Annotated in this window: 17 protein-coding genes, 1 pseudogene and 1 riboswitch; of the genes and pseudogenes, 12 read left to right on the forward strand and 6 right to left on the reverse strand. The window is 43.0% G+C overall.

The genetic code is table 11. The features are described from left to right. Positions 1-58 precede the first annotated feature (58 nt). Together OCV39_RS17335 and OCV39_RS17340 are read right to left on the reverse strand one after the other, a co-directional pair. Positions 59-730: a DUF2057 family protein gene (locus OCV39_RS17335; protein ID WP_136994767.1), complete on the reverse strand. Its 672-nt coding sequence runs from the start codon at positions 728-730 to the stop codon at positions 59-61. Between the two features lie 135 nt (positions 731-865). Further along, positions 866-1,609 carry a sulfite exporter TauE/SafE family protein gene (locus OCV39_RS17340; RefSeq protein ID WP_113800088.1) on the reverse strand — a complete coding sequence of 248 codons (744 nt, stop codon included), beginning with the start codon at positions 1,607-1,609 and terminating at the stop codon, positions 866-868. A gap of 172 nt (positions 1,610-1,781) precedes the next feature. Next, a riboswitch (TPP riboswitch) is annotated at positions 1,782-1,880 on the forward strand. A 68-nt stretch (positions 1,881-1,948) separates the two neighbouring features. Between OCV39_RS17340 and thiD the strand changes: the two genes are divergently transcribed. From thiD to OCV39_RS17380, 8 genes and pseudogenes are all read left to right on the forward strand, one after another. Then, a complete protein-coding gene (gene thiD / locus OCV39_RS17345) occupies positions 1,949-2,815 on the forward strand; it encodes a bifunctional hydroxymethylpyrimidine kinase/phosphomethylpyrimidine kinase (RefSeq protein ID WP_261890124.1) in 867 nt (288 codons plus the stop codon). Continuing rightward, positions 2,802-3,650 carry an ABC transporter ATP-binding protein gene (locus tag OCV39_RS17350; protein ID WP_261890125.1) on the forward strand — a complete coding sequence of 283 codons (849 nt, stop codon included), beginning with the start codon at positions 2,802-2,804 and terminating at the stop codon, positions 3,648-3,650. The genes thiD and OCV39_RS17350 overlap by 14 nt, the downstream gene beginning before the upstream one ends. Positions 3,651-3,729: 79 nt before the next feature. After that, a pseudogene (locus OCV39_RS17355) lies at positions 3,730-4,440 on the forward strand (ABC transporter permease); the annotation flags it as partial. Positions 4,441-4,563: 123 nt separating this feature from the next. Next, positions 4,564-5,550 carry an ABC transporter substrate-binding protein gene (locus OCV39_RS17360; RefSeq protein ID WP_390903270.1) on the forward strand — a complete coding sequence of 329 codons (987 nt, stop codon included), beginning with the start codon at positions 4,564-4,566 and terminating at the stop codon, positions 5,548-5,550. A gap of 51 nt (positions 5,551-5,601) precedes the next feature. Further along, on the forward strand, positions 5,602-6,306 hold the full coding sequence (tenA, locus tag OCV39_RS17365) for a thiaminase II (protein ID WP_261890126.1): 705 nt from the start codon (positions 5,602-5,604) through the stop codon (positions 6,304-6,306). Further along, on the forward strand, positions 6,303-7,088 hold the full coding sequence (thiM, locus tag OCV39_RS17370; RefSeq protein WP_261890127.1) for a hydroxyethylthiazole kinase: 786 nt from the start codon (positions 6,303-6,305) through the stop codon (positions 7,086-7,088). Before tenA ends, thiM begins: the two co-directional genes overlap by 4 nt. Positions 7,089-7,191: 103 nt before the next feature. Beyond that, on the forward strand, positions 7,192-7,809 hold the full coding sequence (gene thiE, locus OCV39_RS17375) for a thiamine phosphate synthase (protein WP_261890128.1): 618 nt from the start codon (positions 7,192-7,194) through the stop codon (positions 7,807-7,809). Positions 7,810-7,932: 123 nt separating this feature from the next. Further along, a complete protein-coding gene (locus OCV39_RS17380; protein ID WP_261890129.1) occupies positions 7,933-9,372 on the forward strand; it encodes a coniferyl aldehyde dehydrogenase in 1,440 nt (479 codons plus the stop codon). Positions 9,373-9,398: 26 nt separating this feature from the next. Here the strand turns inward: OCV39_RS17380 and OCV39_RS17385 are convergent, their stop codons facing one another. The 4 genes from OCV39_RS17385 to OCV39_RS17400 all read right to left on the reverse strand — a co-directional run bounded on the left by OCV39_RS17385 (position 9,399) and on the right by OCV39_RS17400 (position 12,185). Then, complete coding sequence (locus OCV39_RS17385; RefSeq protein WP_261889528.1) at positions 9,399-9,935, reverse strand: GNAT family N-acetyltransferase; 537 nt, start codon at positions 9,933-9,935, stop codon at positions 9,399-9,401. 78 nt (positions 9,936-10,013) lie between these two features. Next, complete coding sequence (locus tag OCV39_RS17390; RefSeq protein WP_261889529.1) at positions 10,014-11,117, reverse strand: DUF3541 domain-containing protein; 1,104 nt, start codon at positions 11,115-11,117, stop codon at positions 10,014-10,016. A gap of 149 nt (positions 11,118-11,266) precedes the next feature. Further along, complete coding sequence (locus tag OCV39_RS17395) at positions 11,267-11,743, reverse strand: enoyl-CoA hydratase (protein WP_261889530.1); 477 nt, start codon at positions 11,741-11,743, stop codon at positions 11,267-11,269. A gap of 10 nt (positions 11,744-11,753) precedes the next feature. Next, positions 11,754-12,185: a c-type cytochrome gene (locus OCV39_RS17400; protein ID WP_261889531.1), complete on the reverse strand. Its 432-nt coding sequence runs from the start codon at positions 12,183-12,185 to the stop codon at positions 11,754-11,756. A 181-nt stretch (positions 12,186-12,366) separates the two neighbouring features. On the opposite strand from OCV39_RS17400, the gene OCV39_RS17405 reads away from it, so the two are divergent. From OCV39_RS17405 to OCV39_RS17420, 4 genes are all read left to right on the forward strand, one after another. After that, on the forward strand, positions 12,367-13,002 hold the full coding sequence (locus tag OCV39_RS17405; protein WP_261889532.1) for a cytochrome b/b6 domain-containing protein: 636 nt from the start codon (positions 12,367-12,369) through the stop codon (positions 13,000-13,002). Between the two features lie 4 nt (positions 13,003-13,006). Continuing rightward, positions 13,007-13,435, forward strand: a complete 429-nt coding sequence (locus OCV39_RS17410; protein ID WP_136995231.1) for a MarR family winged helix-turn-helix transcriptional regulator — start codon at positions 13,007-13,009, stop codon at positions 13,433-13,435. Between the two features lie 201 nt (positions 13,436-13,636). After that, positions 13,637-15,001, forward strand: a complete 1,365-nt coding sequence (locus OCV39_RS17415) for a sensor domain-containing diguanylate cyclase (RefSeq protein WP_261889533.1) — start codon at positions 13,637-13,639, stop codon at positions 14,999-15,001. A 177-nt stretch (positions 15,002-15,178) separates the two neighbouring features. Beyond that, the gene (locus tag OCV39_RS17420; protein WP_017054450.1) at positions 15,179-16,696 is read left to right on the forward strand and encodes a DEAD/DEAH box helicase; all 1,518 of its coding nucleotides are present in this window, start codon (positions 15,179-15,181) and stop codon (positions 16,694-16,696) included. The last annotated feature ends 13 nt before the right edge of the window (positions 16,697-16,709 follow it).

Here is a 16,709-nt window from a genome sequence, read left to right on the forward strand (position 1 = left end):
TATCTTGATAAAATTTAAATTAAACAGACAGTTGATGGCATTTTACTGAGTGCTAACTTTACTTCTTATTGATGAAATCTTTAAAGCGGGCTTGGGTGTCAGCATCAGCTTTGCTGTACCAAAAATGCAGCATTTCTTCAGCAGTACTGTCAATTTGTGGTTGCTCCGCTTGTGTTACAACGACTGGTTTTGTCGCGGTTTCTGTCTTTGCTTTTGGAAGCGTCACGACAGTGGTGACAACACCGATAGAAGCAATGCCTCCGGCACGGTTATAATCCTCTGATTCACGAACATAGTTACGACCAAGTTGCATGCCGTCTTTTTTCAGCTTGTCGGTTTTAATTGAAATGGTTTCGCCTTTCTCGTCGATCAACGACCACTCCATGTTTCCGATTTCACGTTCTGCTTCACGTTCAGTTCGGTATTTTGGAAGGACAAAGTCTAATTTTGTATTCGCTTCATCAAAAGTGACGATATAAACATCGCTGCTCACACTATTGCGTTCATTCCCTTTGTCAAAATAGGGCTCAAAGCGGAAAACGATCTGGTTTTGTCCATCTTCTAAAGTTGCACTGGTCACCGAAGAGAAGAAACTTCCTGAGGTTTGTGGCTTTTCCATATTGACGGCTAAGAGAGTGACGTCAGAAGGAAGATTTAAGGTTACGTCGGCTAGTGCAAAATGGCTAGTGGCGATAAGAAGTGCAGCTGAGATAGGCTTAAGAATGTTCATATCCAATATTATTCCGTTTCAATAACTTATGATCGCTCTCAGCCTGCCTCGTAAAATGAGTGAATGCAATGATCAGGCTTGGAAATTGCCGCGAATAAGTGAAAAATTTACACAAGGCTGACCAAGAGAGCCTGACTAAGAATTAAACACCACCCGTAACACGCTGAAACTCGCAATGACCACCAATAAACCAATAGTGACGGGTTTGAACTTTGCTGCGCCATATTTATCAAATAGTTTCGTTCCAACGGCTCCGCCAAACATGCTGCTTGGTAATAGAGCAAGGGTAAGAATTACGGTATTCCAATCGACTAAGCCAGCGACACTCGCAGAGATAAAAGCAGTCGAATCAGCTAGCACAAAGAAAGCGATTAAACAGGCTCTTGCCACGATAGGTGAGAATGGACTGGCTAATGCGTGAGTGCCAATGGGTGGGCCAGACATGGAAGCCGCACCATTCATGATTCCGGCTAAACTGCCTAAAATGAGAGGAGCAACTCGACTCTTTTTCGAATACTGAAAACCGCGCTGGATCATGAAAGCAGAAGCAAAAATGAAACCGCTGATGATTAGGATGATGGTTTGCTGATCAACCGAAGTGAGCAGCAATAGCCCTACCGGAGTAAACACAAGGCAAGGAATAAAAACGTGTGCGACCCAAGACCAATCCACCGACCTTCTGACTTTCGGGAGCAGTTGAATATTACCTAGGCAGTCGATAAGCATAAATACCGGAACCAGTTTTATGACAGGCACAAACAGAGCACTCAAGGGCAGAGCGATAAGCGTGAAACCGAAGCCAGAGAAGCCGCGGACAATCGCCGCAAAGATAAAAACAAGGATTAAAGCAAAAAAAGTGGGACTGAGAATAAGATCCATAAGTGAGCTCTAAAATAGCCTCTATAACAGAGAGCAAATAGTGGTTGAGATGAAGCTGGATTGTGCGACGAGTTGCAATTATTCACAAGTTAAGTTGTTGTCAGTTTTACTTTTATATCGATACTCGTCGCTATAAACATTGCCCTTTTTAGAAAAATTGTTATTATCGCGGCTTACATAGTCGGGGGGCCATTAGGCTGAGATCGCAATTGCGAGACCCGTTGAACCTGATTCAGTTAACACTGGCGTAGGGAACTATAGTCTTGCTAATGATGAATCGATCCCAACATTCGTCTGTTTTTTAGCCAGAGAGTTCCTTGCATTAGTCTTGGAGCTTTTATGTCACATTCTCATATATCATCACATTCCTCTTCCCAAATATTACCTGATTCTACCACTCCGATTGTGTTGACTATTGCAGGCTCTGATAGCGGCGGTGGCGCGGGAATTCAAGCTGATATTAAAGCGATGTCGGCCACAGGCAGCTATTCCTGTTCGGTAATAACGGCCATTACTTCTCAAAATACACTCGGCGTTTCGGCCATTTTCCCCATTCCAATTGATCATATTGAAACTCAGTTAGATGCGGTTTTCACCGATTTAAATGTTGTCGCTGTTAAAGTCGGGATGCTGGCTGATTCTGAAATCATTAAAACCGTTGCCGCAAAGATTAAGCAGTATCGACCACAATTTGTCGTGGTTGACCCTGTAATGGTCGCGACCAGTGGAGACTTGCTGTTAGAGAACTCAGCGATCAGTACGCTAAAAGCAGAACTGCTTCCACTGGCTGATGTGATCACTCCAAACCTCCCAGAAGGTGCAGCTCTGATTGGTAGTTCTATTCCAACCAATGAAAATGCAATGAACTTGATGATTGCTGATCTGCGACAGTTGGGTGCGAACTCAGTACTGCTCAAAGGTGGTCATCTAGAGTGCGATGAGAATAGTAATGATTTGCTGATCTTTTCCGATCGCGTTGAGCGTTTGAGTGCAAAAAGAGTAGATACCCATAATACTCATGGCACGGGATGTACTTTATCATCGGCAATCGCTTCATATTTAGCACAAGGTAATGATCTATTCAGTGCGGTTAAGTTGGCTAAGCAATATATATCTTTAGCCATCGCTCATGCCGATGAGTTGGATATTGGCCAAGGACATGGTCCAGTTCACCACTTCTTTGATGGTCATAATGATGTCCGTTAATATGCAGGACGCGCCAGCTCAAGCATCGCTTAATCGCTCGGTTCTCAGTGTTGAACCTGGGGAGTGGTTAGACATTATATCGGGCTATTTACGTTACCAAGATACTGAACAGCCCATTATTTCAGGGCTAAACATGCGCATTCCTGCAACGTTATGGACGTGTATTTTAGGGCGCAGCGGTTGTGGGAAAAGTTCTTTACTTCGCTACCTTGCGGGGCTGTTAGAAGGTAAAGCTGAGTGGCGCGGTGAACTTAACCTCTGCGGTAACGATAAAGCCTCTCAAGCTATCGCAATTGATGGTCATATTGCGTATATGGCTCAGCAAGATCTGCTGATGCCTTGGCTGTCGGTATTAGATAATGTGCTGCTGAGTGATAAATTTGGATCTTCAGCCTTTGAACATCAGCAAGCTAAAGCTCTAGATCTACTGAACCGAGTGGGATTAGCAGGCAAGGCTCAACTTCTGCCTCAGCAGCTATCGGGTGGTATGCGCCAGAGAGTTGCTTTAGCTCGAACTTTAATGCAAGACAAACCGATTGTGTTAATGGATGAACCTTTCTCGGCGTTGGATGCCGTCACTCGTTATCGATTGCAAAATCTTGCATATGAGCTGCTCTCCGATAAAACAGTGGTATTGATCACTCATGATCCACAAGAAGCGATTCGATTAGCGCATCAGTTATACATTATTCAAGGTACTCCTGCTTTTGCGCAATCATTGAACATTGCCGATATTTTGTCTGTTCCTGACTCTGAAATGCCAAGAAAGTTTGATTCCAATTGTGCTCAGTTACAGCAGTGCATTATCGATCAGTTGGAGAGTGATTATGAATAGTTCGGCTCAACTAAGATTGGTATCCAGACGTCTTCTTGATAACCGTCACCTTCCTCATCAGCTGTTGCGAATGCTGTTTTCTGGGCTGGTTATCGTTGGGCTTTGGCAAGCGATAGTGGTGATTTTTGAGACCCCTCCTTTTATTCTGCCAGCCCCGTTAGATGTTTTTAATAGCTTAATTCAACGCTCTGACGTATTGGCTAAACATACCTTCGTTACAGCGCAAGAGATCATTTTAGGCCTACTTTTAGGGCTTTCTATGGGGTTGTTATTTGCGTTACAGATGTTGTTATTTAAACCAGTAAAACGTTGGTTACTCCCAATTCTCATTGCTAGCCAAGCCATTCCAGTATTCGCGATTGCTCCCGTTCTTATGCTGTGGCTTGGCTATGGCATTGCATCAAAAATCGTCATGGCGGCGTTGATCATTTTTTTCCCTGTGACGACATGCTGCTATGACGGATTACGTAACACTCCTGTTGGCTATCTTGATTTGGCTAAAACCATGGGCGCAACCAAATGGCAAATGTTACGCCATATTCAATTGCCTGCTTCGCTGCCTACTTTAGGTTCCGGCATTCGAGTAGCTGTGGTAATTGCCCCGATTGGCGCGGTTGCGGGAGAGTGGGTGGGATCAAGTGAAGGTTTGGGTTATCTGATGTTACAAACCAATGCTCGGATGATGATAGATGACATGTTTGCTGCACTGTTTGTGCTTTCAGCGTTGTCTGTCTCACTCTATTTCTGTGCCGATTTCATTTTGAAGAAACTGATCCCGTGGGAAGTGTGATCCCCATTATGTGCGATTCAAGGAGCGTGCATCATCGGAATATGAGCCGATAGAGCAGCGGTTTGAAAACTTATTACAACAAAAAAATGAATGAGCTAAGCCGCTCATGAATAGATTACCAATATGGAAATACAAGAAGGAAAAACAGTGAAAAAGAAAACGATTATGAGTGCTATTGCACTTGCGACTACATTGCTTTCTGTGAACGTTCAAGCTGACGAGAACGTTGAAGTTAAGCCGCTGACATTGATGCTTGATTGGTTTGTGAATCCAAACCACGGCCCGATTGTGATTGCGAAAGAGCGAGGATATTTTGCACAGCAAGGCTTAAAAGTCGAGATACAGGAGCCTGCTGATCCAAGTACACCACCTAAGCTCGTTGCAGCTAATAAAGTGGATTTAGCTATTTCATATCAGCCTAATTTAACCATTGATGTCGCGGCGGGCTTGCCACTTATTCGCGCTTCAACCTTGATTGCCACGCCATTGAATACGCTGATGGTGCTCGACAATAACAAGATTGATGACATGTCTGATCTTAAAGGGAAGAAGATAGGAATCGCGATTGCGGGTAATGAAGAAGCGACGATTGGCACCATGCTGCAAACTCGTGGTGTGAGCTATAAAGATGTAGAGATCATCAACGTTGGGTGGGCATTATCTTCGTCATTAGCCGCAGGAAAAGTGGATGCGATTTGGGGCGGTTTACGCAACTTTGAAACCAATCAGTTGGCATTAGAGGGTTATCAATCGAAAGCGTTTTTCCCCGAAGAACATGGTGTGCCGACTTATGATGAATTGGTATTTGTCGCGAATGCAAACACTTACGATAAAGAAGTAATAAAAGCATTCAATAAAGCCTTAGAGCAAGCCACGGTTTATATCGTCAATCATCCTCAAGAGTCTTGGAAGCAGTTCGTCGCTTATGCGCCAGACACGCTCAATAATGAACTGAATAAGCGCGCGTGGAACGATACGTTAAACCGTTTTGCGCTGCGACCATCCGCTGTTGATTTGAAGCGTTACGACGATTATGCGCAGTTTATGTATTCGCAAAATATCATCCAATCTCTGCCTAAAGCGAAAGATTACGTACCCACTTTTGAGTAATCCCATTTTCTGTTCGCAATCAATCATCATTAAAAATAGTGAGAAATCTCGATGAATCATCAAGATCTAATCAAGGCATGCCAAGAGGATTGGGACGCTTATACCAAGCATTCGTTTGTTCAACAGTTAGGACGTGGTTCCTTACATGCAGACTGTTACCTGCATTATCTAAAGCAAGATTTTCTATTTTTGAAGCAGTACGCTCGTGCATACGCATTGGCGATTTATAAGGCTCGAACTTTAGCGGATATGCGCAAAGCTCTGCCTAGTGTTCATGCGCTGCTTGATTCAGAAATTGCTCACCATGTCAGTTATTGCGCTAATTGGGGATTGACGGAAACGGATTTAGAAGCGGAACCGGAAGATGTTGCAACTGTGGCTTATACCCGCTACGTACTCGATGCAGGAATGTCGGGTGATATTGTCGATCTTTATGCGGCTTTGGCACCGTGCTCACTCGGCTATGCACTCATTGGTCGACAATTGATGGCTAGTGAGAAAACGGTATTAGAAGGTAACCCTTATGCCAGTTGGATAGAGCTTTATAGCGGAGATGAATTCCAACAAGGTGTCGCTAAAGGTGCGCAGCATGTTGATGAATTACTGGCTGATATCGATATTAACAGTGAACGTGGACGTCGTTTAATTGATGTTTTCAAAACCGCCACACGGATGGAAATTGCTTTTTGGCAGCAAGGCTTAGACGCAAAAACATGTGAGCAGATACAAGAAAAAACAGTTGAGATGAATCTATGAATGCAGAACAAATAGTAAAGGCGCTTGATGCCTTACGCGAACATAAACCATTAGTGCTGAACATTACCAATTACGTGGTGATGAATAATACTGCAAATGCGCTTTTGGCTATTGGAGCTTCGCCCATTATGGCTCATTCACGCCAAGAAATGGCAGAGATGATGTCGTTCTCTGGGGCGTTAGTTATTAATATCGGTACGTTAGACAGCGTTTGGATTGAACGAATGTTATTTGCTGTTGAGCAAGCTAATACACACCAAAAAGTCGTGGTTCTTGATCCTGTTGGCTGTGGAGCAAGTGGATTGCGCACTGATATTTCTCGTCAAATAGCACAAAAGGCTAAGAAGTTAATCATTCGTGGTAATGCTTCTGAAATCATCGCGTTGGCGGGTGAAGAGGGACAAAGTAAAGGTGTCGATGCGCTAGACAGCAGTGATGCGGCATTAGGGGCGGCGCATTATCTCGTTGAAACCTACCAGTGCAGTGTTGTGGTTTCTGGTGCGACAGATTATATCATCACTCCAAAAGGTCAAACGCAACTAAATAATGGCGACGCAATGATGCCGTATGTGACGGGAATGGGATGCACGCTAACCGCGCTGACTGGCGCTTTTGCTGCTGTTGGTGATGAGTCTGGCGTTGCCGCTGCTGCGATATTAGGTGTAGCAGGTGAAATTGCGGCTGAGCAATCGAAAGGCCCGGGAAGTTTACAGGTTAATTTGCTCGATAATTTGTATCAGATGGATGGCGCAACACTGATTGAGCGCTTGAAAATGTCTTAATCAGAATGTTCAGCGATGATAAAAGTCAGTCTCAAATGATTCTGGCTTTTTGATTGAGTTTAAAATAAGTGGAAGCTGATCTTAAAAACAAGGCGAAATAACAATGAATCCCTACCGTTTATATTTAGTCACCGATGATCAACAAGATATCGACACATTGAAGCATGTCGTTGAACAGGCGGTTGCTGGTGGCGTAACCATGATTCAAGTGCGTGAAAAGCATGGAGATATACAGTCATTTATTCAACGGGCTCAAGCAGTAAAAACTGTGCTCGAAGGAACCAATGTCCCTCTTATTATTAATGACCGGGTTGATGTGGCACTTGCTGTGGATGCTGATGGGGTTCACCTCGGGCAATCTGATATGCCCGTTAAGATCGCAAGGCAACTAATAGGAAAGGATAAGATACTCGGGCTGTCGGTTGAAAATGAGCAGCAGTTACAAGAGTCACAATCATTGCCCATTGATTACATTGGTTTAAGTGCTATTTTTTCCACACCGACCAAAACCAATATCAATAAAGAGTGGGGAATTAGTGGATTAGCTCAGGCCGTGAGCAAAAGTGCATTACCGATTGTTGCGATTGGTGGGCTTAATTCAGACAACCTTGATGCGGTCGTGGCGACCAAGGTTGCCGGTATCGCGCTAGTTTCTGCTATTTGTCATGCTGGCTCTCCCAAACAATCTGCTCAAGAGTTATTAGCACAAATTGGAATCTAGCCTAAGTGAGCAAGATTGTGTTTTTCAGGTCAATATTACTGCAATTGTGAGCTCATAACTTGCAACTCATCGGATCAGGCATTATTACTTGAATACAGGAAAACATAATAAGGTGAATTTGGAATGAACGCGCAAGCACAGATTGATAATGTACAGGTGAGTGATGGTTCGCTAGAGGTGTCTTCGCTTGAGCGTCACTTTTCTGATCTTACTCAAGCTTATCAAGACAATTGCTACCCAGATAAGCAGGTGAGAATCGAAACACTACAGCAACTAAAGGCTAATGTGCTAAAAAGCCGTCCCGCGTTGATAGAGGCTTTATCTGAGGATTATGGTTTCCGTAGCTCCTTTGATTCTATGGTGTGCGATCTTATGCCTGCCATTCAACATATCAATTACACCATTAAGAAATTACCAAAGTGGATGAAACCTTCTCGTCGTCATGCTGGATTACTACTTACTCCATCTACAGTAAGTGTTCACTATCAGCCATTGGGTGTTGTTGGCGTTATTGTTCCGTGGAACTTCCCGATTGTGTTAAGTATTGCGCCTATAGTTACAGCGTTAGCGGCGGGCAACCGAGTGATGGTGAAATTAAGTGAATTCACACCTTCAACCAATCAAGTGTTGCGTTCAATCTTTAAATCTTTTCCTGATCAAGTGGTTTTGATTGAAGGGGATGGCGCTATTGCCGCTGAATTCAGTCGTTTGCCGTTCAACCATTTGCTGTTTACGGGTTCGACAGCGGTTGGACGATTAGTGGCAAAAGCCGCGGCAGAGCACTTAACGCCGATTACTTTAGAGTTAGGTGGGAAATCGCCAACCATTATCGGTGAAGATGCCGATTTAAAAAGTGCCGTTGATGCGATTATGTTTGGTAAATCGAGTAATGCAGGTCAGATTTGTGTCGCCCCTGATTATATCTTTGTGCCTGATGGAAAGCAGAATGAGTTTATTGAGATCTACAAACAACGTTTCTTAAAGGCGTTTAAAGAGAAAAAAGGGCGCAGAGAGATAACGAACATTATCAACCAAGCACAATTTGCACGATTGAACTCCTACCTTGAAGATGCAAAAAACAGGGGCGCGACGATCACGACGATTGAAGGTGAATTGAGTGAAGCTCGTCAGATGTGGCCGCACTTTGTTACTGATGTCGATGATTCAATGCTACTGATGCAAGACGAAATTTTTGGACCAATATTGCCAATTATGACCTATAAAAATGTGGATGAGTGCATTACATACATTAATCGTCATCAGCGGCCCCTTGCTCTGTATCTAATGAGCAGCGATAAGGAGCTTCAAAGCCGAGTGCTGAATAGTACGCACAGTGGTGGGGTAGCGATAAACGATGCCATTTTGCAAGTTGCGGCAGACGATGCACCATTTGGTGGTATCGGTGAGTCCGGTATTGGGAGTTACCACGGAATTGAAGGCTTCCATGCATTTTCAAATGCAAAAACAGTACTGAAAACGCCAGCTTGGTTACCGAGAAGCCACTGGATGCTGACTCAGAAAAAGTTATTGTCTAAATTAATTAAGACTCTGTTTTTGCGATAATAAGGTTCGACTTTGGTGACAGGTGATTAAGGACTTGTCAGAGATAGGCGGTAGTCAAAGCAATCTAATACTTGGTCTTGAACTAAAGTAAATTCTTCTTTGATTCCCGCTTTCACAAAGCCGTTTTTTTCCAGCACGCGTTGTGAGGCAAGGTTTTCAACGGATGCAAAAGCAGCCAACTGTTTAAGTTGAAGGTGATTTGTTGCATGTTCAATGAGTAAACGAGTCGCTTGACTGGCAATACCTTGATGACAAAAATTCTGCCCGATGCGATAGCCTATTGCGCCACGCTTAGTGACGTGTTCGATAAAGTGAATGTTGGCTCGTCCACAAATCTTTCCATGTTGGTCAATGATCAATGTTGGATACATCAAGTTCTGCTCATATTGGGATAAGCAGTGCCTTATATGCTCTTCGAGTCCCCTTCGTGTATAAAACTCGTCCCCTCTCGAATCAATAAATTGCTCAAACCAGTCTCTGTTGTCTAACTCAAATTCTAATAAACTTTTAACATCGTGTTTGTCCAGAAGGCGGAGGGCAATTTGTGAGTGATTTTGGCTCATAATGGTTCTAACTCTGAATGATAATTGGTTGTGCCCTGAGCTACTTAATGGCTCAGGGCGTCCATTTATTCTAGCTTATTAGTGAGTTATGTCTTGCTCTAAACCAAAAGGCAAGCGTTTAAAGACTTGAGGTTGCTTGAGGAAGGTCGGCGCTTCATTGGTTTTCTGCCAGTCGAGCAGCATAATGGCGAGAACATTACGGTGTTCACCATAGCTCAGATCAAAGTCACCCGTGACCGATGGAATCATACCTTTCTCTTTATCGATTGAAGCTTGAATGGCTTTGCGGGTTTTGTATACCACTGGATCATCTTCTAATCCCGCAAGTAAGAATGTGATCCCCACTTCGGCTATGACATCTTCTTTTGCTCGCAACAAAATAGTGTCGATGTGTGTTCGGAAATAGTCGTAGATCCATTGGTGATCTTGTTCATTTACTTGGTGCTGGTAATACTCCGAGTCACCGAAAATAATATGAGTCATGCCGTACAGCTTATTGTCATATTGCTGTTTTGATAGCTTTTTATCATTGGCATCAGGGTAGGTTTTCCTAAAGGAATCCGCGAATGCTTCAACGACATCTTGTTCGCCAAGTTGACGTAACCAATAGACTTGGTTAGCCAGTTGAGCAGCCCACGCTTTAATCATCTCTTCATTGGTCGCATAGTGGCTGAAATCATATCGACGAATCACTTGGCGCAGTTTTTTATCGTCGCGGTGCTGTAAACCATATTCATTTGCCCGAGCCATTGAACCTAATAGGTCGACCCCTAAATACAGATATTCAGGCATATGCTTGGTTGCGGTATAACGGCGCATGCTGCGCTCATCATCATCCCCTACGTAACCAGAAAGACGTTTTTCTGAATATAGGATGATCTGTTCAGGCGTATGTACTTCCGTTGAAAAATGGTTGAGTCGGCTTGCAACACGCGCGAGGTCGCTCCATATTGCCGCAGAATATTTATCATCTAAGGTTTGACGGAACATACGTAAACCGTAGTGCCCTTCTTTGAATGCTGGAAGTGTAAAAAGCTCAGGTTCGTAAGTGTTGCGAATGATTTGGGCAGACTGTTCAAACTCAATATCGGTAATACGTGATGATTCAGCTGCGCTGCTATAGGCACTAAAAAAAGTAGAAGTACTGAGTAAAATACAGAGTGTGATTTTGGAAAGTGTCATTTGATGAGTCCTGCCATTACGGGAGGCTAACTATATCAGTTCATTGATGAATATATGTAAAAACTAGGTCAAGGATAGGTGAGGTTTATATATTCGCAGCAGCACCAGGAGGGTGCTTCTCCAAAATGAAGAAGCTCTCTAATTTTCCACTATTTTCGCACGGGTTTACTGCCGAGTGCGCTGAGCACCACCATGATTAGTAGAGGCAAGGCGTTCGAAATACCAATGATCATCTCTTTAGTGGCTTCATTTTGATAGGCCGCAGTTATTCTACCTACATCCAAATTCTGAGCTGCTAAAGTGGTCATTGTCGGCATCATCGGAAAGAGAAAAAAAATAGCGTTGATGGTTAAAAATGCCATACAGCCGTATTGAACTTTTAGCCACAGTGGCTTGATTACATAGTTTTTTGATTCCACAAGGGTTGCTGTAATCTTCATCAATAATCCGGGAAGAATCAAAATATAGGCACTTTTCTCTTTATAAAGCGCCGTATAATGGATGGCATGTAAATTGTTGTGATCTAAAACATTTGCGATGACGATATGGGATAAGATGCCACCAACATACATAATGATCCCAACAAGAAATATGAGTTCAACGACTTTGTGCTTGTTTACCTGCATGATCCACTCCTTACCAGCGTGATCGGTAGCTACGATGACAGCTATTGCATGTGTCTTGTGCTTGTTCTAATCCGTTTTTTGCAGCGCTGATATCTTGCCTCTTGCTGGCTTGATATAAGTCTTTGAATCCTTGATCCATTTCCATCATGCGCTGATTAAACTTTTCAGGTTTTTCCCAAATAGCTTTTTTTGCTTTGCTGTTTTCACTGCTGCCTTCAGGAAAGAGAGCCCGTAGTTGAGTGCTATGGCGGGTTAACTCTTCACTTATGGTTACCACTTCAGTCCAATCAGGCTTGTCTTTGTCTAATTCTTCTTCAAGTTGCTCTGCTTTGTTTTCAATGGAAGAAAAAGAGTGCTGTCTCGTATCAATAATATCTTGGCTACTTTGAGTGCTTGCAAAAGCAGGTAGAGCGACAAGTAATGCAATTGTTAGCATTTTCATATGTATTCCTATTATGGTTTTTCGTTGATGACCTCTGTCGATGAAGGTAATTTACACAACAATAGTTGCATGCGCAACTATTGTTGTGTAAATTGTTTGTATTGAATCAGAGCAATAAAAATACGTGCTCTAGAAAATTGATGTACTTTGCAATGTTCTGCACAAGCAGAGAGGAGATGAAATGAAAATCTGGGATCTACCGACACGTTTTTATCATTGGCTTCAAGCGTTACTTTTTATTGGACTAGTGGCGAGTGGGAACAGTGGAGAAGGGCCACACCTTGTTTTAGGGTTAGCTCTTTTTACGCTTGTTATCTGGCGAGTTTTGTGGGGTGTTGTGGGAAGCGAAACGAGCCAATTTAAAGCTTTTGTGGCTTCTCCAAAGCGTGTTGTCAGCTATTTGATGGGGCGAGAAAAAGCGCAACCTGGTCATAACCCCGCAGGATCATGGATGGTGGTGGTACTAATAGTGAGTTTGTTGATGCAGTGTTCAACGGGTATTGTTATATCAGGCTTGTTAGATAACATGCCATTCGCAGAAACCTTACTCACAGACTCCGCTTATGATGCCAGTATGGCAATTCATAGTCTTTTTGCGAAAGTACTTCAAGCTCTCGTTGCTGTTCACCTGCTAGCCATTCTCGTTTATAAGTTGCGTTCAAAACCTTTAGTGTGGGCGATGGTGAGCGGTAAGCAAAAAAATACGCTAGATAACCCTAATGCCGTATTAGCTTTTTCATCAAATAAGCGCGCATTATTAATGCTACTTGCAGCCGGATTAGTTACCATGACAATAGTTGTGTCGTCATTGGTATGAAAATATGGAAACGAAATTTGATCGCCAGAGTAGTTTTGGCTGGATGATTAATGTCATCGCGAACCAAGCCGCGAAAAAGTTTGAAGTAGAGCTTAAAAAGCATGGGCTAACGGTCGCATTGTGGCCAACCATGATGTGTTTGTGGGAAGAAGAAGGGATCACGCAAAGAGATATTGCGTTGAAATCCAAAGTAGAGAACTCAACCACAACCAGAACGTTAGATAAGCTTGAAAAACTTGGGCTGGTGGAAAGACAAGCCGATCCAAATAGTCGGCGTTCATTCCGAATCTATTTAACGGAAAAAGGACGGGCAATGGAAAAAGACTTGCTCGTATTGCCTGCACAAGTCAATAGAGAGCTACTGAGATCATTAGACGCCGATGAGCAAGTCGATATGATTCGTTTACTGCAAAAAATGGTCGCTGCTGTTTAGTCATATAGCCAGCTGATAAATGGTTGAGAAAACGGGTACTCTCTTATATTAAGTGATGTTTTATCAAATGAAAGGTAAGTGAGAAAAAGCATGTTATTTGAGAAATGTACTGTGTAAGTACTAGACAATTAGGTTACTCTATCTTTAGTGTCTATTCTATTAATAAGAATTATAATAAATTACTGATGGAGAGTGTCATTGATGCGTTACCTTTTTGGTAAGCAATGGTCTGTAAATTTGCTGCTTGCCGTTTTTGTTATAGTAGCCATTATGCTGCTTGAGTTGCTAAACCAGAATCAAATGATGTTTCTCGATAAGCAATACCAAAGCAGTGCTAAAGAAGAGCTATCAAAAGTCCGATCAAACTTAGAAGCTGCTATTGTCGCGGATATTTATGTATCTAATAGCCTTTCTACGCTTGTGAGTATCCATTCTGATACCGCTTTTGATAACTGGGAAAAGGTTGCTGCAAAAATCATTAAAGAGTCAAAGCATGTCACTATTATTGCGTTAGCTAGAAACGACATCATTAATTTTGTTTATCCGCTTCAAGGTAATGAAAAAGTTATAGATCTGAATTATCGACGGATTCCCGCTCAGTATGCGTCGATCGTGAAAGCTCGAGAGATAGAACAGATATTTATTGCTGGTCCTGTTAACTTGGTTCAAGGTGGACGAGGATTGATCGCTCGTGTCCCCATTTTTACCGACCCTCCTAATAATAAAGAGTATTGGGGGGTATGCAGTGCAGTCATTGATCTCGACTCTCTATTTCAAGAAGTTGGCATCGAAGCGTTTGAGCTAAAATATAGACTTGGGATTAGGGGGCTCGATAGCTCTGGTTCGCAAGGTGAGATATTTCATGGCGATCAAACAGTTTTCGATGATGCGTTCGCGACTGAAAAAGTAAATTTCCCTTATGGTAGTTGGGAAGTTGCGGTAGCAAGAGCGCCTTGGTCAGCTGAGCGTGAAAATTGGTTCAGAATACATAGCGTCCGATTGATTGGGTACCCGATCATCATCATTCTAGCCTTCGCCTTTGTTACCATTTATCGACTCTATGTTTCAGCACAGAACCGTTCTTTGCATGACGAACTGACGAAACTGCCTAATCGACGGTACTTTATGTATATCCTCGAGGATCAGTTTAATTCTGCTAAGAAAACGGAAAACCACGAGCGGTTTGCACTGCTCAATCTTGATCTTGATAAGTTCAAAGAAATTAATGATACCTATGGTCATGTCGCTGGTGACAAAGTGCTGGTTGCTTGTGCTGAACGTGTTCGTAATGTATTAAGAAGCTCTGATCTCATGGCGAGAATTGGTGGCGATGAGTTCTTGGTATTGCTTCCTAGAGTGATGAACGCTTCGGATGTGAGACGAATTGAAGTTACGGTCCAAAAATCACTGAGTTCAACCCCGATCATTTATGAAGGTGCGTTGATTTACATAAAAGTTAGCATTGGTTCCGTTTTATATTCTGATGAATTTTCCACAATGGATGAGATGCTGAAATTCGCTGATGATAGAATGTATGACCAAAAACAGGGTTTGCTCGGCGGTTAAATCACGATATTACTTTCATTTCCATGGTAAAAGCCTCAGAATAGCGCGCTTCAATCGGCAGCTATTTTTGTAAGCCTGTAAAAGGCAAATGCCTACCTCTGCCGTCTTCTAGAGAAACTGTTTCTATTGAATTGAAATAGATCAGTGATCCTAATTATCTAATTCGAGAATCAATTTATGAGTTTTACCTCTTTGGGTCTATCTGCTCCAATTCTTAAAGCTATTGAAGAGCAAGGTTATGACAAGCCATCACCTATCCAAGCGCAAGCAATTCCAGCGGTCTTGGAAGGTCAGGATGTAATGGCTGCGGCTCAAACGGGTACTGGCAAAACGGCGGCATTTACACTTCCTATTTTGGAAATTTTGTCTAAAGGCCCTAAGGTTCGCCATAATCAAGTTCGAACGCTTGTATTGACGCCAACTCGTGAATTGGCCGCTCAGATTTATGACAACGTTGTAAAGTACAGCAAGCATTTGCCTCTATCTGCAACGGTTGTATTTGGTGGTGTTAAAATCAACCCGCAAATGCAGAAGCTTCGCCAAGGCAGTGATGTTCTAGTGGCAACACCTGGTCGCTTGTTGGATCTTTATAATCAAAATGCAGTTCGATTTGATCAATTAGAAATGCTGGTTCTTGATGAAGCTGACCGCATGCTTGATATGGGCTTCATTCGCGATATTCGTAAAGTTCTAGCTTTCCTACCAAAGAAGCGTCAAAACTTACTATTTTCAGCCACTTTTTCAGATGATATCCGCAGCCTAGCAAAGGGTTTAGTCAATAACCCTGTTGAAATTTCAGTAAACACGGCTAACTCAACAGCGGTAACGGTAGAGCAAAGTATTTACCCTGCGGATAAGAGCAAAAAAAGTGCGATGCTTGCTAAGTTAATTAAAGATAATGATTGGCGACAAGTGTTGGTATTCAGCAAGACAAAGCATGGTGCTAACCGCTTGTCACGCTACCTTGAAGGGCAAGGTATTACGTCTGCACCTATTCATGGTAACAAAAGCCAAGGCGCAAGAACGAAAGCACTTGAGAACTTTAAAACGGGTCAAGTACGAGTATTGGTTGCAACTGATATTGCTGCTCGTGGTATTGATATCCCACAATTGCCTCAGGTGGTTAACTTTGATCTGCCAAACGTGTCAGAAGATTATGTACACCGTATTGGCCGTACTGGTCGTGCTGGCGAAGTGGGCAAGGCTATTTCGTTGGTTACGGCTGAAGAAACGTATGAACTATTTTCGATTGAGCGTCTGATCCAACAAGTTCTGCCTCGTCATCAACTAGAAGGCTTTATTCCAGAAACGACATTGCCGGAATCTAGACTAGATACGCGCCCAATTAAGCCTAAGAAACCTAAAAAGCCAAAAGTCGATCATGCTGATGGACAACGTTCTGGTGGCAATGCTCGTGGTAATAAACCTGCTGGCAAGAATAAGCGTCATGTTGCAAGTAATGGCAATTCGAATAATTCTAACCGCAAACCTGCAAACAAAGGTGGAAACGCGGGCGGAAAATCGGAAGGTGAAAACCGTCCAGCAAGAAATACCGGCGGTAACGCAAATAAAGGTAAGCAGGGTAACGGTCAAAACCGTGGTGCAAATAAACCAGCAGGTGAAGGCGCTAGTCGCAGTCGTCGCCAAGGTCCATCTTCGGGTAAACCGCAACGTAGAAGTTCACCAAAAGCATAGAGATGCTGTGAAT

Source organism: Vibrio cortegadensis, assembly GCF_024347395.1.
Classification (GTDB): Bacteria; Pseudomonadota; Gammaproteobacteria; order Enterobacterales; family Vibrionaceae; genus Vibrio; species Vibrio cortegadensis.